The sequence below is a fragment of the Streptomyces sp. NPDC088147 genome, from assembly GCF_044741565.1.
Lineage (GTDB): Bacteria > Actinomycetota > Actinomycetes > Streptomycetales > Streptomycetaceae > Streptomyces.
Map to the genome: position 1 here is coordinate 886,568 of NZ_JBIUSY010000002.1, position 19,530 is coordinate 906,097.

Annotated in this window: 19 protein-coding genes; 14 read left to right on the forward strand and 5 right to left on the reverse strand. The window is 71.1% G+C overall.

Translation table 11 applies throughout. The features are described 5' to 3' along the window. Nucleotides 1-29: 29 nt before the first annotated feature. Nucleotides 30-1,184 carry a glycosyltransferase family 4 protein gene (locus tag ACIOGX_RS09145; protein ID WP_356507170.1) on the forward strand — a complete coding sequence of 385 codons (1,155 nt, stop codon included), beginning with the start codon at nucleotides 30-32 and terminating at the stop codon, nucleotides 1,182-1,184. 64 nt (nucleotides 1,185-1,248) lie between these two features. Here the strand turns inward: ACIOGX_RS09145 and ACIOGX_RS09150 are convergent, their stop codons facing one another. Then, nucleotides 1,249-3,045, reverse strand: a complete 1,797-nt coding sequence (locus ACIOGX_RS09150) for an AMP-dependent synthetase/ligase (protein ID WP_384766788.1) — start codon at nucleotides 3,043-3,045, stop codon at nucleotides 1,249-1,251. Nucleotides 3,046-3,331: 286 nt separating this feature from the next. Here ACIOGX_RS09150 and ACIOGX_RS09155 point away from each other — a divergent pair, with 286 nt between their 5' ends. The 6 genes from ACIOGX_RS09155 (at nucleotide 3,332) to ACIOGX_RS09180 (ending at nucleotide 8,362) form a co-directional block, all read left to right on the forward strand. Then, complete coding sequence (locus ACIOGX_RS09155; RefSeq protein ID WP_356507515.1) at nucleotides 3,332-4,099, forward strand: metallophosphoesterase; 768 nt, start codon at nucleotides 3,332-3,334, stop codon at nucleotides 4,097-4,099. A 74-nt stretch (nucleotides 4,100-4,173) separates the two neighbouring features. After that, entirely contained in the window at nucleotides 4,174-4,617 is a 444-nt protein-coding gene (locus ACIOGX_RS09160) for an SRPBCC family protein (protein WP_129769770.1), read from the forward strand. A 5-nt stretch (nucleotides 4,618-4,622) separates the two neighbouring features. Then, nucleotides 4,623-5,822 (forward strand): ArsA family ATPase, encoded by a 1,200-nt coding sequence (locus ACIOGX_RS09165; protein WP_401911550.1) that lies wholly within the window; start codon nucleotides 4,623-4,625, stop codon nucleotides 5,820-5,822. Nucleotides 5,823-5,911: 89 nt separating this feature from the next. Next, nucleotides 5,912-6,382 (forward strand): DUF5304 domain-containing protein, encoded by a 471-nt coding sequence (locus tag ACIOGX_RS09170; RefSeq protein WP_129769768.1) that lies wholly within the window; start codon nucleotides 5,912-5,914, stop codon nucleotides 6,380-6,382. Nucleotides 6,383-6,485: 103 nt separating this feature from the next. Beyond that, nucleotides 6,486-7,427 (forward strand): ROK family glucokinase, encoded by a 942-nt coding sequence (locus ACIOGX_RS09175; RefSeq protein ID WP_030355398.1) that lies wholly within the window; start codon nucleotides 6,486-6,488, stop codon nucleotides 7,425-7,427. 182 nt (nucleotides 7,428-7,609) lie between these two features. Continuing rightward, nucleotides 7,610-8,362 (forward strand): endonuclease/exonuclease/phosphatase family protein, encoded by a 753-nt coding sequence (locus ACIOGX_RS09180; RefSeq protein WP_383966083.1) that lies wholly within the window; start codon nucleotides 7,610-7,612, stop codon nucleotides 8,360-8,362. Between the two features lie 23 nt (nucleotides 8,363-8,385). Here the strand turns inward: ACIOGX_RS09180 and ACIOGX_RS09185 are convergent, their stop codons facing one another. Together ACIOGX_RS09185 and ACIOGX_RS09190 are read right to left on the reverse strand one after the other, a co-directional pair. After that, the gene (locus ACIOGX_RS09185; protein WP_401911555.1) at nucleotides 8,386-9,015 is read right to left on the reverse strand and encodes a hypothetical protein; all 630 of its coding nucleotides are present in this window, start codon (nucleotides 9,013-9,015) and stop codon (nucleotides 8,386-8,388) included. Next, a complete protein-coding gene (locus ACIOGX_RS09190; protein WP_356507180.1) occupies nucleotides 9,008-9,787 on the reverse strand; it encodes an alpha/beta fold hydrolase in 780 nt (259 codons plus the stop codon). Before ACIOGX_RS09190 ends, ACIOGX_RS09185 begins: the two co-directional genes overlap by 8 nt. Nucleotides 9,788-9,935: 148 nt before the next feature. Between ACIOGX_RS09190 and ACIOGX_RS09195 the strand changes: the two genes are divergently transcribed. From ACIOGX_RS09195 to ACIOGX_RS09210, 4 genes are all read left to right on the forward strand, one after another. Next, on the forward strand, nucleotides 9,936-10,649 hold the full coding sequence (locus ACIOGX_RS09195; protein ID WP_356507182.1) for a lysophospholipid acyltransferase family protein: 714 nt from the start codon (nucleotides 9,936-9,938) through the stop codon (nucleotides 10,647-10,649). 38 nt (nucleotides 10,650-10,687) lie between these two features. Continuing rightward, nucleotides 10,688-11,869, forward strand: coding sequence for a MacS family sensor histidine kinase (gene macS, locus ACIOGX_RS09200; RefSeq protein ID WP_401911558.1), 1,182 nt, complete (start codon nucleotides 10,688-10,690; stop codon nucleotides 11,867-11,869). Beyond that, nucleotides 11,866-12,540, forward strand: coding sequence for a response regulator (locus tag ACIOGX_RS09205; protein WP_401763079.1), 675 nt, complete (start codon nucleotides 11,866-11,868; stop codon nucleotides 12,538-12,540). Before macS ends, ACIOGX_RS09205 begins: the two co-directional genes overlap by 4 nt. A 146-nt stretch (nucleotides 12,541-12,686) precedes the next feature. Then, on the forward strand, nucleotides 12,687-13,715 hold the full coding sequence (locus tag ACIOGX_RS09210; RefSeq protein WP_356507188.1) for a 6-phosphofructokinase: 1,029 nt from the start codon (nucleotides 12,687-12,689) through the stop codon (nucleotides 13,713-13,715). Between the two features lie 536 nt (nucleotides 13,716-14,251). On the opposite strand, the gene ACIOGX_RS09215 is transcribed toward ACIOGX_RS09210, so the two are convergent. After that, the gene (locus tag ACIOGX_RS09215; protein ID WP_401911562.1) at nucleotides 14,252-16,153 is read right to left on the reverse strand and encodes an anthranilate synthase family protein; all 1,902 of its coding nucleotides are present in this window, start codon (nucleotides 16,151-16,153) and stop codon (nucleotides 14,252-14,254) included. 309 nt (nucleotides 16,154-16,462) lie between these two features. Between ACIOGX_RS09215 and ACIOGX_RS09220 the strand changes: the two genes are divergently transcribed. Continuing rightward, nucleotides 16,463-17,815 carry a class II 3-deoxy-7-phosphoheptulonate synthase gene (locus tag ACIOGX_RS09220; protein WP_356507192.1) on the forward strand — a complete coding sequence of 451 codons (1,353 nt, stop codon included), beginning with the start codon at nucleotides 16,463-16,465 and terminating at the stop codon, nucleotides 17,813-17,815. A gap of 160 nt (nucleotides 17,816-17,975) precedes the next feature. Beyond that, complete coding sequence (locus tag ACIOGX_RS09225) at nucleotides 17,976-18,242, forward strand: (2Fe-2S)-binding protein (RefSeq protein WP_356507194.1); 267 nt, start codon at nucleotides 17,976-17,978, stop codon at nucleotides 18,240-18,242. 8 nt (nucleotides 18,243-18,250) lie between these two features. Here ACIOGX_RS09225 and bfr read toward each other — a convergent pair whose 3' ends face one another. Beyond that, a complete protein-coding gene (bfr, locus tag ACIOGX_RS09230) occupies nucleotides 18,251-18,730 on the reverse strand; it encodes a bacterioferritin (protein WP_356507196.1) in 480 nt (159 codons plus the stop codon). A gap of 149 nt (nucleotides 18,731-18,879) precedes the next feature. Between bfr and ACIOGX_RS09235 the strand changes: the two genes are divergently transcribed. Continuing rightward, nucleotides 18,880-19,512, forward strand: coding sequence for a sulfite oxidase-like oxidoreductase (locus ACIOGX_RS09235; protein ID WP_383966062.1), 633 nt, complete (start codon nucleotides 18,880-18,882; stop codon nucleotides 19,510-19,512). The last annotated feature ends 18 nt before the right edge of the window (nucleotides 19,513-19,530 follow it).

The following is a 19,530-nucleotide window of genomic DNA, read 5'->3' on the forward strand; positions in this document are numbered from 1 at the left end:
CGCCGCCGGGTTGGGTACTGTCTGCGGCGATGCACAAGACATTGATCGTGACCAATGACTTTCCGCCCAGGCCGGGCGGCATCCAGGCGTTCCTGCACAACATGGCGCTGCGTCTGGACCCCGAGCGGCTCGTCGTCTACGCCTCCACCTGGAAGCGCGGGCGCGAGGGCGCGGAGGCGACGGCGGCGTTCGACGCGGAGCAGCCGTTCACCGTCGTGCGCGACCGTACGACGATGCTGCTGCCGACCCCGCGCGTCACCCGCAGGGCCACCCGGCTGCTGCGCGAGCACGGCTGCGAGTCGGTCTGGTTCGGCGCGGCGGCCCCGCTCGGCCTGATGGCCCCCGCCCTGCGCGCGGCCGGCGCCCGGCGCCTGGTCGCCACCACGCACGGCCACGAGGCCGGCTGGGCCCAGCTGCCCGCGTCCCGGCAGCTGCTGCGGCGCATCGGCGAGGGCACCGACACGATCACCTACCTCGGTGAGTACACGCGCTCGCGCATCGCCGCCGCGCTCACCCCGGAGGCCGCCGCGCGCATGGTCCAACTGCCGCCCGGCGTGGACGAGAAGACCTTCCACCCGGGCTCGGGCGGCCAGGCCGTCCGCGAACGGCTCGGCCTCGCGGACCGGCCCGTCGTGGTCTGCGTCTCCCGGCTGGTCCCGCGCAAGGGCCAGGACACGCTGATCCTCGCGCTGCCCGCGATCCTGGCGCGGGTGCCGGACGCGGTGCTGCTGATCGTGGGCGGCGGACCGTACGAGGGGGCGCTGCGGAAACTGGCGGCCGACACGGGCGTGGCCGACTCCGTACGCTTCACCGGCGCCGTCCCCTGGTCGGAACTCCCCGCCCACTACGGCGCGGGCGACGTCTTCGCGATGCCGTGCCGCACCCGGCGCGGCGGCCTCGACGTCGAGGGCCTGGGCATCGTCTACCTGGAGGCGTCGGCGACGGGGCTCCCGGTGATCGCGGGCGACTCGGGCGGGGCGCCGGACGCGGTGCTGGAGGGTGAGACGGGGTGGGTGGTACGCGGGGGACCGCCGGAGGTGGCGTCCGCGGAAACGGCGGAGCGGGTGGTGGCGCTGCTGGGGGACGAGGAGCTGAGGCGGCGGATGGGGGAGCGGGGACGGGAGTGGGTGGAGGAAAGGTGGCGCTGGGACTCGCTGGCGTCGCGCCTCAAGGCGTTGCTCTAGCGGTACGCCGCCCGGCGGGGGGTGCGGTTGTCGCGGCTGGGCCGGGGGCCGAAACGAACCCCCCTCAGCCCTGATAAATCGCTTCGATTTCGTCGGCGAAGTCCTTGGCCACCACATTCCGCTTCAGCTTCATCGACGGCGTGATGTGCCCCGCCTCCTCCGTGAACTGCCGCGTCAGCACCCGGAACTTCCGTACCGACTCCGCCTTCGACACCGCCGCGTTCCCCTCGTCCACCGCCCGCTGCACCTCCGCCAGCAGCTCCGGGTCCAGCCGCAGCGTCGCCGCCGTCGCGTCCGAGGGTTTGCCGTGGTCCTTGGCCCAGCGGGTGAGGAACTCCTCGTCCAGGGTGATCAGCGCGCCCACGAACGGGCGGCCGTCGCCGACGACCATGCACTCCGCGATCAGCGCGTGCGCCCTGATGCGGTCCTCGATCACGGCCGGGGCGACGTTCTTGCCGCCGGCGGTGACCAGGATCTCCTTCTTGCGGCCGGTGATCGAGAGGTAGCCGTCCTCGTCGAGCGTGCCGATGTCGCCGGTGTGGAACCAGCCGTCGGCGAGGGCCTCGGCCGTCGCCTCGGGGTTGTTCCAATAGCCGGTGAACAGGTGCTCGCCGTGGAGCAGGACCTCGCCGTCGTCGGCGATCCGGACGACCGAGCCGGGCAGGGGCTGGCCGACCGTGCCGATCTTCTGGCGGTCCCACGGGTTGAAGGCGGTGGCCGCGCAGGATTCGGTGAGGCCGTAGCCCTCCAGCACCGTGAAGCCGATGCCCCGGTAGAAGTGGCCCAGCCGCTCGCCCAGCGGGGCGCCGCCGGAGATCGCGTACTCGCCGCGTCCGCCGAGGACGGCGCGGAGCTTGCCGTAGACGAGCTTGTCGAAGATCTTGTGACGGATCCTCAGGCCGAGGGACGGGCCCCGCGGGGTGGACAGCGCGCGGCTGTACGCGATCGCCGTGTGCGCGGCCTTGTCGAAGATCCGGCCCTTGCCGTCCGCCTGGGCCTTGGCGCGGGCGGAGTTGTAGACCTTCTCGAAGACGCGGGGGACCCCGAGGATCAGCGTCGGCCGGAAGGCCGCCAGGTCGTCGGTGAGGTTCTTGATGTCCGGCAGGCAGCCGAGCTTGATCGGTGCCATCACGGCCGCCACCTCGACGAGCCGCCCGAAGACATGCGCGGCGGGGAGGAAGAGCAGCACGGAGCACTCGCCCGTGCGGAAGAGGGGGTTGAGGCGTTCCACCGCGTTGCCGCACTCCGCGAAGAAGCTGCGGTGCGTCAGCACACAGCCCTTGGGGCGGCCGGTGGTGCCCGAGGTGTAGACGATGGTCGCCGGGTCGTCGGCCTTCGCGGTCGCGGCGCGTTCGTCGACGGCCGCGTCCGTGATCCCGGCGCCGGCGGAGGTCAGTTCCGCGACCGCGCCGTCGTCGATCCGCCAGACCTTCCGCAGGCCGGGGAGGCCGCCCCGTACCGACTCCACCGACGCGGCGTGCTCCGCGGTCTCCACGATCGCCGCGACCGCGCCCGAGTCGCCGAGGATCCACTGCACCTGCTCGGCCGAGCTGGTCTCGTACACCGGGACGGTGACCGCGCCGGCGCTCCAGATCGCGAAGTCGAGCTGTACCCATTCGAAGCGGGTACGGGACATCAGTGCGACCCGGTCGCCGGGCTGGATGCCCGCCGCGATCAGGCCCTTGGCCGCGGCCCGTACCTCGGCGAGGAACTGTGTGGCGGTGACGTCCGTCCAGGCGCCGGCCACCTTGCGTCCCAGGACCGCGACATCCGGATGCTGCGCGGCATTACGGCGGATGAGATCCGTCAGATTGCCGTCCGAAGGGACCTCGTACAGGGCCGGAAGGCTGAACTCGCGCAAGACTGCTGCTCCTCATCGGGCGCCGGCGCCACGGCTTGGCACGCGCCGGCTGCGGTCCAAGATCGGGCAGGTGCTCGGTGGGGCGAGCACGACTGGACTGCCCGGACGTTACCCATCGGTACTGTCCCACCGATAGAGGGTCCCGGCCAGATGTTCCGTGCGTCACACGTACTGTGCGGTACTTCGCGCAGAGTAGTCCACACCTCCGTCGCCACGGAAGGAACCGCAGGTCCGGCCCCTCTACCGAGGGCGGAATCGGAGTTCTAGGGTGATCGTCATGCGAGGTATGCGAGTCAATGTGATCAGTGATGTCCATGGGAACGCACGGGATCTCGCGAAGGCGGGTGACGGCGCGGACGCCTTGATCTGCCTCGGTGACCTCGTGCTCTTCCTGGACTACGCGGACCATTCGCGCGGTATCTTCCCCGACCTCTTCGGCGTCGAGAACGCCGACAGGATCGTGGCGCTGCGCACCGCCCGACGCTTCGACGAGGCCCGGGAGTTCGGCCGGGAGCTGTGGGCCGGGCTCGGGCTCGACCCGGGTACCGCCATCGAGCAGGGCGTGCGGCGCCAGTACGCCGAACTGTTCGCGGCGTTCCCCGCCCCGACGTACGCGACATACGGCAATGTCGACATCCCTGACCTCTGGCGGGAGTACGCGCTGCCGGGCACCACCGTGCTGGACGGTGAGCGGGTGGAGCTGGGCGGCCGGGTCTTCGGATTCGTCGGCGGCGGGCTGCGCACCCCCATGAGCACCCCGTACGAGATCTCCGACGAGGACTACGCGGCCAAGGTCGAGGCGCTCGGCGAGGTGGATGTGCTGTGCTCGCACATCCCGCCCGACGTGCCCGAGCTGACGTACGACACGGTCGCCCGCCGCTTCGAGCGCGGCAGCACCGCGCTGCTGGACGCCATCCGCCGTACGAGGCCGCGGTACTCGCTGTTCGGACATGTCCATCAGCCGCTGGCCCGCCGGATGCGCGTCGGCGCCACGGAGTGCGTGAACGTGGGGCACTTCGCGTCGACCGGGCGCCCGTGGGCCATGGAATGGTGACCGGCGCACTCGCGATAGCCTGCACCACACATATCCAGAAGCCGGGACAGCCCCAGCACCGGAGGAGCACGGCGATGGCGGAACACACCAGTTCGAGCATCACGATCGAGGCGGCACCGGCCGACGTCATGGGCGTGATCGCCGACTTCGACCGCTACCCCGAGTGGACCGGCGAGGTGAAGGAGGCCGAGGTGCTGGCCACCGACGGCCGGGGCCGTGCCGAGCAGGTCAGGCTGGTGCTGGACGCCGGAGCGATCAAGGACGACCACACCCTCGCCTACACCTGGACCGGCGACAACGAGGTCAGCTGGACGCTGGTGAAGTCCCAGATGCTGCGCGCCCTCGACGGCTCGTACCTGCTGTCGCCCGCCGGCTCGGGCACCGAGGTCACCTACCGGCTGACCGTCGACGTCAAGATCCCGATGCTCGGCATGATCAAGCGCAAGGCCGAGAAGGTCATCATCGACCGGGCCCTCGCGGGCCTCAAGAAGCGCGTCGAATCCGTCCCCGGAGCCTGACGCCGATGCGTACGGTCCTCGTCACCGGCCCCGGCGGGGCGGGCCGTACGACCATCGCCGCCGCCACCGCGCTCGCCGCCGCCCGGCCCGGCGGCCGTGTCCTGCTGCTCTCCGCCGGCCCGCTCGGCGATCTCCTCGGAACACCGGCCGGAACGCCGGACGACCCCGCTCCGGTACGGCACGGCCTGTGGGCCGCGCGCGTGGATTCCGGCGCGCACTTCCGTACGGAGACGCTCGCCTTCCAGGAGCGGGCCGCGACCGCGCTCGAACTGCTCGGCGCCCGGAAGCTGGCCGGTGAGGAACTCACCGAACTCCCGGGCAGCGAGCAGTCCGCCCTGCTGCACGCCCTGCGCCGGGCCGCGGCCGGCGACTGGGACGTCCTCGTCGTCGACCTGCCCCCGCTGCGCGACGCCCTGGCCCTGCTCGCCCTGCCCGAACAGCTGCGCCGCTATCTGCGCCGGCTGCTGCCGCGGGAACGGCAGGCCGCCCGCGCGCTGCGCCCGATGATGGCCCAGCTCGCCGGGATACCCATGCCCGCGCAGTGGCTGTACGAGACGGCCGCCCGGTGGGACGCCGAGCTGGCCGCCGTCCAGTCGCTCGTCGAGGACCCCGCCACGACCCTGCGGCTGGTCGCCGAGCCGGGGCCCGCCGCCGCCGAGGCCCTGCGCGCCGCCCGCGCCGGGATCGCGCTCTACGGACTGCGGGCCGACGCGCTCGTGGCCAACCGGATACTGCCCGGCGACGCCGCCGACCCGTGGCTCGCGACGCTCGTCGCCCAGCAGCGCAAATGCCTGGACGAGTGGCACGAGGGAGGGCGGCCCGCGACGCCCGTGCACGTGGTGGGGCATCTGGGCCGGGACCCGCGCGGTCTCGACGACCTCGCCCTTCTCGGCCTCGCCCCTCCCGACAGCGCGCCGCAGGGCGCCACCGCCGGAAGCCCCGCCGAGGACCCCTGGCCCGTGGAGGACCGGCTCGCCGAGGAGAATCTGCTCGTCTGGTGCCTGCCACTGCCGGGAGCGGTCAAGAGCGAACTGGCGCTGGTACGCAGGGACGACGAACTCCTGCTCACGGTCGGCCCGTTCCGCCGCATCGTTCCGCTGCCGTCCGCGCTGCGCCGCTGCACGGTCACCGGAGCGGCCCTCACGGACGGCGTGCTGCGGGTGAGATTCACCCCCGACCCCGACCTCTGGCCGCGCGCACACTGAACGACGTACCTCCGTTCGGGTACCGTCGAAGGTACGAACCCTTCCGCTGCCCGTGGCGGAAGACCCTGTCTCTGACGCAGGAGTGCCGCATGAGCGATGCCACCGAGCGCCCCGCCGCCGACTCGGACGCCTGGGCCACGGCATGCGCCGAGGACCTGGAGGCCGAGAAGGAGCGCCGACGCGCGACCTACGGCCCGCAGCCAGGCTCCGCCACCGAGGAACTGCGCAAGCTGGTCGAAGCCGTCGCCGACAAGGTCTCCGCGCTGCCGGGCCCGTTGTTCGGCGTGGCCGCGCAGGGCGCCGTACAGCAGTTCATCAACCAGGCGAAGGCGGCCGTCGAGCCCGTCATCGAGCGCAACCCCGGGGTCTTCGACCATCTCGCCGCCGCGGGCAACGAACTGCTCGCCGCGTACCGCTCCGCCGTCGAGTCCCAGGAGTCCCGCTGGACCCAGGGGACGCCTCCGTCGACCGGGGCCGTACGGGAGACGGAGAAGGCCGGCGACCCCACCGACCCGAGGGACGAAGGGCCTGGTCCGGACGGCCGGATCGACCTGGACTGACCACCGGGGCGACAGCGGTGCGCAGGGCAGGACCGGCCGGGCCGGCGCCCGCCCTCGGGTACGGTTGAGCCTTAGCGGGGCTCGACCGAAAACTGAGGGACACATGGGACTCACCATCGGCGTCGACATCGGCGGCACGAAGATCGCGGCCGGCGTGGTCGACGAAGAGGGCACCATCCTGGAAACGCACAAGGTACCCACTCCGCCGACCGCCGAAGGCATCGTGGACGCGATCTGCGCCGCGGTCTCCGGTGCCGGCGAGGGGCACCAGATCGAGGCCGTCGGCATCGGCGCCGCCGGCTATGTGGACGACAAGCGCGCGACCGTCCTCTTCGCGCCGAACATCAACTGGCGTCACGAACCGCTCAAGGACAAGGTCGAGCAGCGGGTCGGACTGCCGGTCGTCGTGGAGAACGACGCCAACGCCGCCGCCTGGGGCGAGTACAGGTTCGGTGCCGGGCAGGGCCATGACGACGTCATCTGCATCACGCTCGGCACGGGGCTCGGCGGCGGCATCATCATCGGCAACAAGCTGCGCCGCGGACGCTTCGGTGTGGCCGCCGAGTTCGGGCACATCCGGGTCGTGCCCGACGGGCTGCTGTGCGGTTGCGGAAGCCAGGGCTGCTGGGAGCAGTACGCGTCAGGGCGTGCTCTCGTCCGGTACGCCAGGCAGCGCGCCAACGCGACGCCGGAGAACGCCGGGACGCTGCTCGGTCTCGGCGACGGCACCCCGGAGGGCATCGAGGGCAGGCACATCAGCGCGGCGGCCCGCGCCGGTGACCCCGTCGCCATCGACTCCTTCCGCGAGCTGGCCCGTTGGGCGGGTGCCGGTCTCGCCGATCTGGCCTCGCTCTTCGACCCGTCCGCGTTCATCGTCGGCGGCGGCGTGTCGGACGAGGGCGAGCTGGTCCTCGACCCGATCCGCAAGTCCTTCCGGCGCTGGCTGATCGGTGGCGAGTGGCGCCCGCACGCCCAGGTGCTCGCGGCCCAACTGGGCGGCGAGGCAGGGCTGGTGGGAGCCGCGGACCTGGCCCGACAGGGCTGACCCGGCACGACCGCGCCCGCCGTCACCGCGTCGTCGGTGCCGGCGGGCGCCGTCATGTCCCGGGCCGCTGGTGTGTCGGTGCGTACGGCCGTTCCTGGGTCGCTGGTGTCGGTGCGTACGGCCGCTCCCGGGCCGCTGGTGTCGGCGCGTACGGCCGCCCCGCCTGCCGATATCTTGGCGGCATGGCGATGCCCACGCTGCCCGACTCCCGTACCGAGCCGGATGGTTCGGCGGTGATCCGGGTGCTCAGCTACAACATCCGGTCGATGCGCGACGACAACGAGGCGCTGGCCCGGGTGATCAGGGCCTGCGCGCCCGATCTGGTCTTCGTCCAGGAGGCACCGCGGTTCTTCCGCTGGCGCAAACGCGCGGCCTGGCTGGCGGCGCACACCGGTCTCGTGGTGCTCGGCGGCGGCGCCACCGCGGCGGGGCCGCTGCTGCTCTGCTCGCTGCGCGTCGCGGTCGAGCGGACGGAGGACATCCTGCTGCCGCTCACCCCGGGCCTCCACCGGCGGGGCTTCGCCACGGCGGTGGTACGGATCGCGGGCGCCCGGATCGGGCTGCTCAGCTGCCATCTGAGCCTCAGCGCCGACGAGCGCCACGCACAGGCGGGGATGGTGCTCGACCGGCTGAAGGCCATGGACGTACCGCACACGATCGTCGCCGGGGACCTCAACGACCGCCCCACCGGCCGCGGTTTCCGGCTGCTGGCCGGGGAACTCCAGGACTGCTGGGACCGGGCGCCCTGGGGCGGCGAGTACACCTCGCCCGCCGTACACCCCCGCCAGCGCATCGACGCGATCTTCGCCACGCACGGTATCGAGGTGCTCGGCTGCGGGGTGCCCCACGGGCTGCCGGGCCTCGACGAGGCCGACCTCGGGGCGGCGACGGATCACCTTCCGGTGCTCGCCGCCCTCCGCGTACCGGCGTTCTGAACGACCGGCTCCCGCCGGGTCCGTCAGACCACCGCACCGCTCCCCGGGTCGTCGCTCTCGTCGTCGTCATGCTTCATCCGCGCCACCAACGTGACGAAACCGCCCAGGAAGCCGCCGATGCAGAGCGTGCTCAGCCACCACGTCATGTCCCACCGCAGCAGGACGGCGACCAGCATCAGCACCGGGCCGCCGATCACCGCGAGCCAGGCGAATCGCGCCGTCGCGTCGGATTCCGGCAGCGGCGGCGGCTCCGGCGGGACGAAATGGCCCTCGTCGCTCTCGTCGAGGTCCTCCTCCCGCGGCTCGTCCAGCTGGTAGTCGCGCGGCCCGCCGACGCCGGGCGCGAAGACGACCGAACCGCCCAGCGCGGGCTTTCCGTCCCCGGCGTCCGGCTCCGGCTCCTTCCCGGCCCCCGGCTCCGGATTCTTCTCGGGGGGCTTGCCCAGCGTCTTGTCCGGAGCCGCGGGCTCCGGCCCGGCCCCCGGGTCCGTACTGTTCCGCTCGCTCTCCAGCAGGGCCTGATCGTCCACCGACTTGAACGGCTTGGCACCCGGCGGATCCGCCGGCTCCTCGCCGTACCCGGCCACGATCGCCGCCCAGGCCGCGTCCTCGTCGATCGGCTGCGGCTCACGGTCCGCGTCATGCTCAGCCACCGGTGGTGCTCCCCTTCTTCCCGACAGTCGGAGCGAGCCGGCCGATGAACGCGTGACTCTCCTCGAAAATCCGCTCCGCGTCATGGTCCAACGTCGCCACGTGGTAGCTCTGTTCCAACAGGACCTCACGGACATCCACCGACGAGACCCGGGACAGGATCCTGGCGGAGTCGGCCGGCGGCACCACATGGTCCTCGGGGCTGTGCAGCAGCAGCAACGGCTGGGTGACCTGCGGCAGCGCCGTGTCCACCAGCCGGAAGAAATTCCGCAGCGAGTGCGCCGCGTGCAGCGGCACGCGGTCGTAACCCAGCTCCCGCGCACCCTCCTTGGCGATATCGCTCGTCAGGCCCTTGGTCGTCGGGACCAGATGACGGAGCACGGGCAGCGCGTACGCCACCGCTCCGTGCACCTTGATCCCGGGATTCACCACCACGACCCCGCTGATCTCCCGGCCGTGCTTGGCCGCCAGCCGCAGCGCCAGCGCCCCGCCCATCGACAGCCCGACGACGAAGACCCGCGTACACCGCTCCAGCAGCTCCCGCAGCGCCCGGTCCACCTCCGCGTACCAGTCCTGCCAGCCGGTGACCTGCATGTCCTGCCAGCGGGTGCCGTGCCCGGGGAGCAGTGGCAGCGACACGGTCAGCCCTCGCTCGGCCAGATACCCGGCCCAGGGACGCAACGACTGCGGGGAACCGGTGAATCCGTGACAGAGAAGGACGCCGACCTCGCCACCCTCGTGGCGGTACGGCTCGGCTCCGGGAAGGACCGGCACCGGGGTCTCCTGTTCGTGAGGATCGGACGATGTACTTCACCGTACGCGACCGGACCGACACCGACCAGATCCGTCGGGCACCCATGAAGGAGAGTGCGGGAGCCCCACGGGTTAAGGTCAGTGCGACAGCACACAGGAGGCAATCGAGTTGATCTACGGCGCCATGAAGTTCTCCATCGGAGGGTCGCTGAAGCTCGCCTTCAGGCCCTGGGTGGAGGGCCTCGAGAACATTCCCGCCGACGGTCCGGCGATCCTCGCGAGCAACCATCTCTCGTTCTCCGACTCGTTCTTCCTCCCGGCCGTGCTCGACCGCAAGGTCACCTTCATCGCCAAGGCCGAGTACTTCACCTCGCCCGGTGTGAAGGGCAGGCTCACCGCCGCGTTCTTCAAGGGCGTGGGACAGCTGCCGGTGGACCGCTCGGGCGCGCGCGGCGCGGGCGAGGCCGCGATCCAGAGCGGCATCAAGGTCCTGGCGAACGGTGAACTCTTCGGTATCTACCCGGAAGGCACCCGTTCGCCCGACGGCCGTCTCTACCGCGGCAAGCCCGGCGGCCTCGCCCGCGTGGCGCTCGCCTCCGGCGCGCCGGTCATCCCCGTCGCCATGATCGACACGGAGAAGATCCAGCCGCCCGGCAAGGTCGTCCCGAAGCTGATGCGCCCGGGGATCAGGATCGGCGAGCCGCTGGACTTCAGCCGCTACCAGGGCATGGAGAGCGACCGGTTCATCCTGCGTTCCGTCACCGACCAGGTGATGTACGAGATCATGAAGCTCTCGGGCCAGGAGTATGTCGACATCTACGCGACGGCGGCCAAGCGCCGGCTCGCGGAAGCGGCGAAGGCGGCGGGCACCGGCGGGGAGTGAGCCGGAGGCGAACGGCCGCAGGGGAACGAGGGGGGCGAGTGGCCAGGCGCGAGCGCGTCGTACGGATGTCGGTGGAGCAGCCGCTGTGGCGGGCGCTGACCGCGTACCGCGTACTGACCATGGTCTACGCGGTCCTGATCTTCTTCTACGAGCGTGAGCGGTTCGAACGCCCCTGGGTCGCCGCCTGGTTCCTCGCGTTCCTGGTGATCTGGACCCTGGTCACGCTTCCCAGGGTGGCGAACGCCGTCAGCTGCACCAAGCGCTTCCTGATCGCCGATCTGGCCGTCGCGGTCACCGGCATCCTGCTCACGCCGCTCGCCGACACGCACGCCCAGCAGATCGACGGCCCCACGCTGCCGTCGATATGGGCCGCGGGATCGGTCCTCGCCTTCGCCATCAAGGGCGGCTGGCGCTGGGCCGCGGTCGCCTCCTCCGTCGTCGCCGTCGCCAACCTCGTCGAGCGCGCGCACCCCAGCCGGGACACCCTCCACAACGTCCTGCTCGTCTGGGTCGCCTCCATCGCCATCGGATACGTCGTCGAGGTCGCCCGCGCCTCCGAACGCACCCTCGCCCGCGCCCTGGAGATCGAGGCCGCGACACGGGAGCGCGAGCGGCTGGCCCGTGACATCCACGACAGCGTGCTCCAGGTGCTCGCGATGGTGCAGCGGCGCGGTACGGCGCTGGGCGGCGAGGCCGCCGAACTGGGCCGGCTGGCGGGGGAGCAGGAGATCGCCCTGCGCACGCTGGTCTCCAGCGGACTGGTGCCCGCCACCCGCGCGTCCGAGGACACGGTGGCGCGTACGGCGGGCCGGGACGACGAGCCGTGCGACCTGCGCACGCTCCTCGCGCCGTACGCCGGTTCGCGGATCACCTTCTCGGAACCAGGCGCTCCGGTACTGCTGCCGCCGGCCGCCGCCGAGGAACTGACGGCCGCTGTCGGTGCCGCCCTGGACAATGTCCGCAGGCACGCGGGATCCGAGGCCCACGCCTGGATCCTGGTCGAGGAGTGGCCGGACGAAGTGATCGTGACCGTACGGGACGACGGCCCGGGTATCCCGGAGGGCCGGCTCGCCCAGGCCGAGGGGGAGGGCCGGCTCGGTGTCGCCCTCTCGATCCGCGGCCGGCTGCGGGACCTGGGCGGCACGGCCGAGCTGATCTCGGTACCGGGACAGGGCACGGAAGTCGAGTTGAAGGTTCCACGGGGAGAGACACGGCGATGAGTGAACAGACGGACCCGATCAGGGTGATGGTGGTCGACGACCACCCGATGTGGCGCGACGCCGTCGCCCGCGATCTGGACGCGGCCGGCTTCGAGGTGGTCGCGACCGCCGAGGACGGCCCGCAGGCGGTGCGCCGCGCGAAGGCCACCACCCCGCGCGTGCTCGTCCTGGACCTCAATCTGCCCGGTATGCCCGGCGTCCAGGTCTGCAAGGAACTGGTCGGCACCCTTCCCGGACTCCGCGTGCTGGTGCTCTCCGCCAGCGGCGAGCACGCCGACGTCCTGGAAGCGGTGAAGTCCGGCGCCACCGGCTATCTGCTCAAGTCGGCCCGTACGGAGGACCTGATCGACGCCGTACGCCGCACCGCCGTCGGCGACCCGGTCTTCACCCCCGGTCTCGCGGGCCTGGTGCTCGGCGAATACCGCAGACTCGCCTCCGAGCCCGCGCCCGCCGCCCCCGACGAACCCAAGGCCCCGGAACTGACCGAGCGCGAGACCGAAGTGCTCCGGCTGGTCGCCAAGGGCCTCTCGTACAAACAGATCGCCGAACGCCTGGTCATCTCGCACCGCACCGTGCAGAACCATGTGCAGAACACCCTCGGCAAGCTCCAGCTCCACAACCGCGTGGAGCTGGTGCGCTACGCCATCGAACGCGGCCTCGACGACATCTGAGCCGGGCCCGCCCCGCGGAATCCCCGCACAAGCCTTCATCCGCCCTCTGGTGCAACGCAATTGACCCTGCGCACCATGCCGGAGTGACCTGAGTCACCCTTCCTGTGGCCCGGGTACCCGATCGATGGCGAAGGGGAGTGTTTTCCATGCGCGTCGGAGTACTGACCGGGGGCGGCGACTGTCCCGGGCTCAACGCGGTCATCCGCGGCATCGTACGCAAGGGTGTCCAGGAATACGGCTACACGTTCACCGGGTTCAGGGACGGCTGGCGAGGACCGCTGGACGACGACACCCTACGGCTCGACATCCCCGCCGTACGCGGCATCCTGCCCCGCGGCGGCACCATCCTCGGCTCCTCGCGCACCAACCCCCTCAAGGCCGAGGACGGCGTCCGGCGCATCAGGGAGACCCTCGCCGCGCACGGCGTCGAGGCGCTGATCGTGATCGGCGGCGAGGACACCCTCGGGGTCGCGGCGCGGCTCTCCGACAGCCACGGCATCCCCTGCGTCGGCGTGCCCAAGACCATCGACAACGACCTCTCGGCCACGGACTACACGTTCGGCTTCGACACCGCGGTCGGCATCGCCACCGAGGCGATCGACCGGCTGCACACCACCGCCGAATCCCATATGCGCGTCCTGGTCTGCGAGGTGATGGGCCGTCACGCCGGCTGGATAGCCCTGCACTCCGGCCTGGCGGGCGGCGCGAACGTCATCCTCATACCCGAGCAGCGCTTCGACGTCGACCAGGTCTGCGCCTGGGTGACCTCCCGGTTCAAGGCGTCGTACGCCCCGATCGTCGTCGTCGCGGAAGGCGCGATGCCCAAGGACGGCGACCTGGTCCTCAAGGACGGCACGCTGGACTCCTTCGGCCATGTCCGGCTCTCGGGCGTCGGCGAATGGCTGGCCAAGGAGATCGAGCGCCGCACGGGCAAGGAGGCCAGGACGACGGTCCTCGGCCACGTCCAGCGGGGCGGCACCCCCAGCGCCTTCGACCGCTGGCTGGCCACGCGCTTCGGCCTGCACGCGATCGAGGCGGTACGCGACGGCGACTACGGCACGATGGTCGCCCTGCGCGGTACGGACATAGTCCGCGTCCCGATCTCCGAGGCCACGGCCCAACTCAAAACGGTCCAGCCGGAGCTGTACGACGAGGTGGGCGTCTTCTTCGGCTAGGCGCCCCCTTTTTTGGGGCTCGGTTCGCCTCCGGGCGCTTTATGCCACTGTCGACGGTCGACCGTGCTCGATTCCCTCGTACCTCGGGAACCTCCGCGCGCTCTCCCTTTCGACAGCGGCGCGCCCTTCGGCTCACTCGCCGCCGGAAAGACGGCACCCGGAACGCAGCGGCACCCCACCCCCGACCCCCAGCCGGGCGGCGGCGAGCGTGCTCACGGGCGGGAGGGGGTCGGGGTCGGAGGAGGTGCGTATCCGGACGTAAAGCGTCGCAGCTCGCGCGAAGCGCGGTGACCACGCGACGGAGTCGCATTTGGACCGCGGCGCAGTCCGGACACGGACCTCCGGAGGCCCCGGCACCCGGCACCACGACGCGCCCCGCGCCCCGCGCCGGAGGCGTACCGCATCCCGCGCCGGAGGCGTACCGCGCCCCGCGCCGGAGGCGTACCGCGCCCCGCGCCGGAGGCGTACCGCGCCCCGCGCCGGAGGCGCACCGCACCCCGCACCACGAGCCCGCGCCGGAGGCGCACCGCCACCACTCAGCCCGCGCCCACGACCCCCCGCCGGAAGGCGCTGAGCAGTCCCGCCACCACCTCCCGCCCGTTCAGCGTCAGCACCGACTCCGGATGGAACTGCACCGACGCGAACCCGTCGCCCCTCAGCGCGTACACCTCCCCGCTGTCCCCGTCCCGGCTCACCTCCACCCCGTGCGCCGCCAGTTCGTCCGCCGTCGCGTCGTCGCACCGCGCCGTGAAGCTGTTGTAGAAGCCGACCGTCTCCTCCCGGCCGAACAGGTCGATCCGGGTCTGCGCGCCCTGGTACGGCACCCGCTTGCGTACCGTCTCCAGCCCCAGTTCCGCCGCGATCAGCTCGTGCCCGAGGCAGACCCCGAGCAGCCCGTTCCGCCGGTCGCGGATCAGTTCCCCCGCCAGCCCGCGCAGCATCCGCATCTTCGGGTCGGCCGTGTCCGCCGGGTCGCCGGGGCCGGGGCCCAGCACCACCGGACCCTCGTGCGCGCGCAGGGCGGCGCGGAGATCCGGCTCGTCGAAGCGCCGTACGGTCACTTCGAGACCCGACGACCGCAGCACATGCGCCAGCATCGCGGTGAAGGTGTCCTCGCCGTCGACGACCAGGGCGTGCCCGGTGAGCGTCGTGGACGCGGTCCGCATCCTCAGCCAGAACGGCGCGAGGTCCGCGCGCCGCGCGGCCAGTGCGGCCCTGATCCTCGGGTCGTCGGCGAGCCGGGGGCGCGCGGACTCGTCGCGCGGGCGGCCGGGCCGTACGCCCAGCGCCGCCAGTACCCCCGCCGCCTTGGCGTGGGTCTCGGCGACCTCGCTCTCCGGGCGCGAATGACGTACGAGCGTCGCCCCGACCGGCACCCGCAGCCCGCCGTCGCGGTCGATGTCGGCGGTACGGATCAGGATGGGGGAGTCGAGGGTCTGCGTGCCGCCCGCGTCGCGCCCGATGAGCGCGAGCGCGCCCCCGTAGTAGCCGCGCCCGCCGGCCTCGTGGCGCTCGATGACCCGGCAGGCGTTCTGCACCGGCGAGCCGGTGACCGTCGCCGCGAACATCGTCTCCTTCAGCACCTCGCGCACATCGAGCGACGAACGGCCGCGCAACTCGTACTCGGTGTGGGCGAGATGGGCCATCTCCTTGAGCCGGGGGCCGACCACCACCCCGCCCCGGTCGCCGACGGTGCACATCATCTTCAGCTCCTCGTCGACGACCATGGACAGCTCCTCCGTCTCCTTGCGGTCGCCCAGGAACTCCAGCAGGGCTTCGGCGGTCGGGCCCTCCGGCGGATAGCGGAAGGTCCCGCTGATCGGGTTCATCACGACGGTCCCGCCGCTCATCCGGACATGGACCTCGGGGCTGGCGCCGACCAGGGTGCGTTCGCCGGTGTGGACGAGGAACATCCAGTACGCGCCGCGCTCACCGGTGAGCAGCCGCCCGAAGAGGGCGAGGGCGTCGGCCCGCCCGAAGCCGGGGACCCGGCCTTCGAAGGTCCGCCGGATGACGAAGTTCGCGCCCTCGCCCCGGCCGATCTCGTCCTCGATCACCCGCCGGACGATCTCCGCGTACCGCTCGTCGTCGATGTCGAACGCGCCGTCCTCGACCCGTACGTCATGGGCGGGCAGCAGGGCGAGGAGTTCCGCGAGCGGCAGTTCGTACGTCTCGTCCGCGACCAGCACGGCCAGCGGCGTCCCGTCGTCCCGTACATCGAAGCCGCGCTCCCTGATCTGCCGGAACGGCACCAGCGCGAGCGAGGGGCCGGCGCCGTCCGGCAGCTCGCCCAGCCGGTCCGCCTCGTGTACGGATCCGATGAGCAGTTCCACGACGTCGTGGTCCCGGCCGGGGGTGCGGCGGCGGAGCAGGGCGAAGGGCGGGCAGTCGTCGTCCAGGAGTCGTGCGACGAGCGTCCGGGATGTTCCGTGGGGCATCTGCGGTGTTCCTTCCGGGGAGGGGGAGGAACGGCCGCTTCCGGTCCGAGGCCCGGACCCGGAAAACACTGAAGGCCGCCCCTCGGGCGGCCTTCGCGATTCGTGGTGCGCGCGTGAATCAGTGGGCCGCCGAGCGAGCGGTCCACCACCAGGTCTGATGCGAATGCGCGAACATGAGCGGCACCCTAGCACCCCTCCCGGCACGGTCTGCCCCGTCGCGCGAACCTCGCCGGTCGCGGCACTGGCACCGCGCGTTCCACACTGTGAGCGCCACCTGTACCACAGCCCGCGACCACGTAACCTGGAGCGGTGACAGTGAATGCTGAGAACCCCGCGGCCCATGCGCCCTCCTGGCAAGATCTTCCCGCTGCGCAGCAGCCGGAGTATCCGGACCGGGAAGCCCTGCGCGAGGTCGTGGCCGAGCTGGAGAGCTATCCTCCGCTCGTCTTCGCGGGCGAGTGCGACCAGCTGCGCGCCCGGCTCGGGGCCGTCGCCAAGGGCGAGGCGTTCCTGCTCCAGGGCGGCGACTGCGCCGAGGCGTTCGACGCCGTCTCCGCGGATCAGATCCGCAACAAGCTGAAGACGCTTCTCCAGATGGGCGCCGTCCTCACCTACGCGGCGTCCGTGCCGGTGGTGAAGGTCGGCCGGATCGCCGGGCAGTACTCGAAGCCGCGCTCCAAGAGCACCGAGACGCGCGACGGCGTGACGCTGCCCACGTACCGGGGCGACTCCGTCAACGGCTTCGACTTCAACGAGAAGGCCCGGATCCCGGACCCCGAGCGGCTCAAGCGGATGTACCACATGTCCGCCGCCACGCTCAATCTGGTCCGCGCCTTCACCACCGGCGGCTACGCCGATCTGCGCCAGGTGCACGCCTGGAACCAGGACTTCGTGAAGTCGTCCCCGTCGGGCCAGCGTTACGAGCAGCTCGCCCGCGAGATCGACAACGCGCTGAACTTCATGAAGGCCGCGGGCACCGACCCGGCGGAGTTCCGCACCGTCGAGTTCTACGCCTCGCACGAGGCGCTGCTGCTGGACTACGAGTCGGCGCTGACCCGGATCGACTCCCGCACCGGCCGGCTGTACGACGTCTCCGGCCACATGGTCTGGATCGGTGAGCGCACCCGCCAGCTCGACGGCGCGCACATCGAGTTCGCCTCGAAGATCGACAACCCGATCGGCATCAAGCTCGGCCCGACGACGACGGTCGACGAGGCGCTCACCTACATCGACCGGCTCGACCCCGACCGTGTGCCCGGCCGGCTGACCTTCATCGTCAGGATGGGCGCCGACAAGGTCAGGGACAAGCTCCCCGAGCTGGTCGAGAAGGTCACGGCCTCCGGCGCCACGGTGGCGTGGGTGACCGACCCGATGCACGGCAACACCTTCGAGGCGGCCTCCGGCCACAAGACCCGCCGCTTCGACGATGTGCTCGACGAGGTCAAGGGCTTCTTCGAGGTCCACAAGGGCCTCGGTACGCACCCGGGCGGTATCCATGTGGAGCTGACCGGCGACGATGTCACCGAGTGCGTGGGCGGCGGCGACGAGATCTTCGTCGACGATCTGCACCAGCGCTACGAGACGGCCTGCGACCCCCGGCTCAACCGCAGCCAGTCGCTCGACCTGGCCTTCCTGGTCGCCGAGATGTACCGCGACCAGTAGGGGCGCGGGGCGAGGGCCCGCATACCACGATGGGGTACGGATCGATGTGATCCGTACCCCATCGGTGTTTCCCCGGCTTTTGTCCGGCGGGGACGGCAGGTAAGGTTAGGTTAGCCTCACCGGGTTCCGGGGTGGCCTGAACCAGCGACCCCTCCGGGAGGTGAACCGCGTGTACGTCTGCTCGTGCTTCGGCATCACCGAGACACAGGTGAAGGAACACGCGGCCGCCGGGGCGTGCACCCCCCGCCAGATAGCCTCGGCCAGCAAGGCTGGCACCGACTGCGGTTCGTGCGTACGCCGTATCCAGTCCCTTCTCGGCCGGGGCGGCTGCCCGCGCCGTGAGCTGCTCGACCAGGGCGCTTCCGCGCTCGCGGAGCTCGACGTACCGGAGGGCGCGGCCCCGCCCGCTCTCCGAGAAGCCGCCTAGGCGGCTGTTCAGCTGTCGGGCTGCTCGATCTGCTGGGAGATATAGAGCGGCTCACCGAGCTTCTCGATCAGCTCCAGCTGGGTTTCGAGATAGTCGATGTGATGTTCCTCGTCCTTGAGGATCGATTCGAAGATCCCCTTCGAGGTGTGGTCCGCCTTGTTCCGCATGACTTCGATTCCGCGCTTCAGCCGGTCGATGGCCTCGACCTCGACCTCCCGGTCCGCCTCGAACATCTCGGTGACCGTCTGCCCGACCCGTACATGGAAGAGCCGCTGGTAGTTCGGCAGCCCCTCCAGAAAGAGCAGCCGGTCGGTGAGCAGCTCGGCGTGCCTCATCTCGTCGAACGACTCGGCCCGGGTGTATTTCGCGAGCTTGGTCCACCCGTTGTTCTCCTGCATTTTGCTGTGCAGGAAGTATTGATTGATGGCGGTCAGTTCGGCGGTCAGCTGCTCATTGAGGAATTCGATGACCTCGGGGTCGCCCTGCATCGCAGAGGCTCCTTCCAAGCGTGTGACGGGTGCGCGCATCCTCGCACCGTCACCGGGGGCCGTCCAGTAAGTGCATGCTTAGTATGGATTGCCTGGTCGCGTTCGGGCCTGGTCATGACCACCCTTCGCGGTCTGTCACCATGGAAGGCATGGGTCAGCCGGAAAGCCGGGAACGTCAAGAGCCGGAACAGTCCGAGCTACCACCGGGGCAGCGTCTACAGCGCGGCTGGCCGGTGACCCACTATGGGCCCGTACCGAAATTCCGGCAGGAACGCTGGGAGTTCCGGGTCTTCGGAGCCACCGCCGACGGCGACAAGCACTGCTGGAATCACGAGGAGTTCTCGGCGCTTCCGTTCTCCACCGTCGTGGGTGATCTGCACTGCGTCACGAAGTTCAGCATGGTGGGGGCCGAATGGGGCGGCGTCCCCGCCCGTACGATCGCGGAACTCGCGCCCCCCGCGGCGAGCGTCACCCATGTCATGGTCTGGGCCGAGTACGGCTTCAGCTCCAATCTGCGGCTCGCCGACTTTCTCTCGGACCGGACGATATTCGCCACCCATAAGGACGGTGAATTGCTCACCGCCGAGCACGGTTTCCCCGTACGGCTCGTCGTACCGCAGCTGTACGCCTGGAAAGGGCCCAAGTGGGTCCGGGGCGTGGAGTACATGACCGCCGACCGCCGCGGCTTCTGGGAGGAGCGCGGCTATCACAACGTCGGCGACCCCTGGGCCGAGCAGCGCTACTCCTACCAGGAAGTCCCGGGGGACGGCCCGGAGCTGTAGGCCGTGTCCGCGACGCGG

Bases quoted from the DNA above. Each gene is read 5' to 3' on its own strand.
- ACIOGX_RS09235 (WP_383966062.1), top strand. From the start codon at position 18,880: ATGGGTCAGCCGGAAAGCCGGGAACGTCAAGAGCCGGAACAGTCCGAG.
- ACIOGX_RS09170 (WP_129769768.1), top strand. From the start codon at position 5,912: ATGAGCGATGCCACCGAGCGCCCCGCCGCCGACTCGGACGCCTGGGCC.
- ACIOGX_RS09205 (WP_401763079.1), top strand. From the start codon at position 11,866: ATGAGTGAACAGACGGACCCGATCAGGGTGATGGTGGTCGACGACCAC.
- ACIOGX_RS09180 (WP_383966083.1), top strand. From the start codon at position 7,610: ATGGCGATGCCCACGCTGCCCGACTCCCGTACCGAGCCGGATGGTTCG.
- ACIOGX_RS09160 (WP_129769770.1), top strand. From the start codon at position 4,174: ATGGCGGAACACACCAGTTCGAGCATCACGATCGAGGCGGCACCGGCC.
- ACIOGX_RS09155 (WP_356507515.1), top strand. From the start codon at position 3,332: ATGCGAGTCAATGTGATCAGTGATGTCCATGGGAACGCACGGGATCTC.
- ACIOGX_RS09165 (WP_401911550.1), top strand. From the start codon at position 4,623: ATGCGTACGGTCCTCGTCACCGGCCCCGGCGGGGCGGGCCGTACGACC.
- ACIOGX_RS09210 (WP_356507188.1), top strand. From the start codon at position 12,687: ATGCGCGTCGGAGTACTGACCGGGGGCGGCGACTGTCCCGGGCTCAAC.
- ACIOGX_RS09145 (WP_356507170.1), top strand. From the start codon at position 30: ATGCACAAGACATTGATCGTGACCAATGACTTTCCGCCCAGGCCGGGC.
- bfr (WP_356507196.1), bottom strand. From the start codon at position 18,730: ATGCAGGGCGACCCCGAGGTCATCGAATTCCTCAATGAGCAGCTGACC.
- ACIOGX_RS09175 (WP_030355398.1), top strand. From the start codon at position 6,486: ATGGGACTCACCATCGGCGTCGACATCGGCGGCACGAAGATCGCGGCC.
- ACIOGX_RS09215 (WP_401911562.1), bottom strand. From the start codon at position 16,153: ATGCCCCACGGAACATCCCGGACGCTCGTCGCACGACTCCTGGACGAC.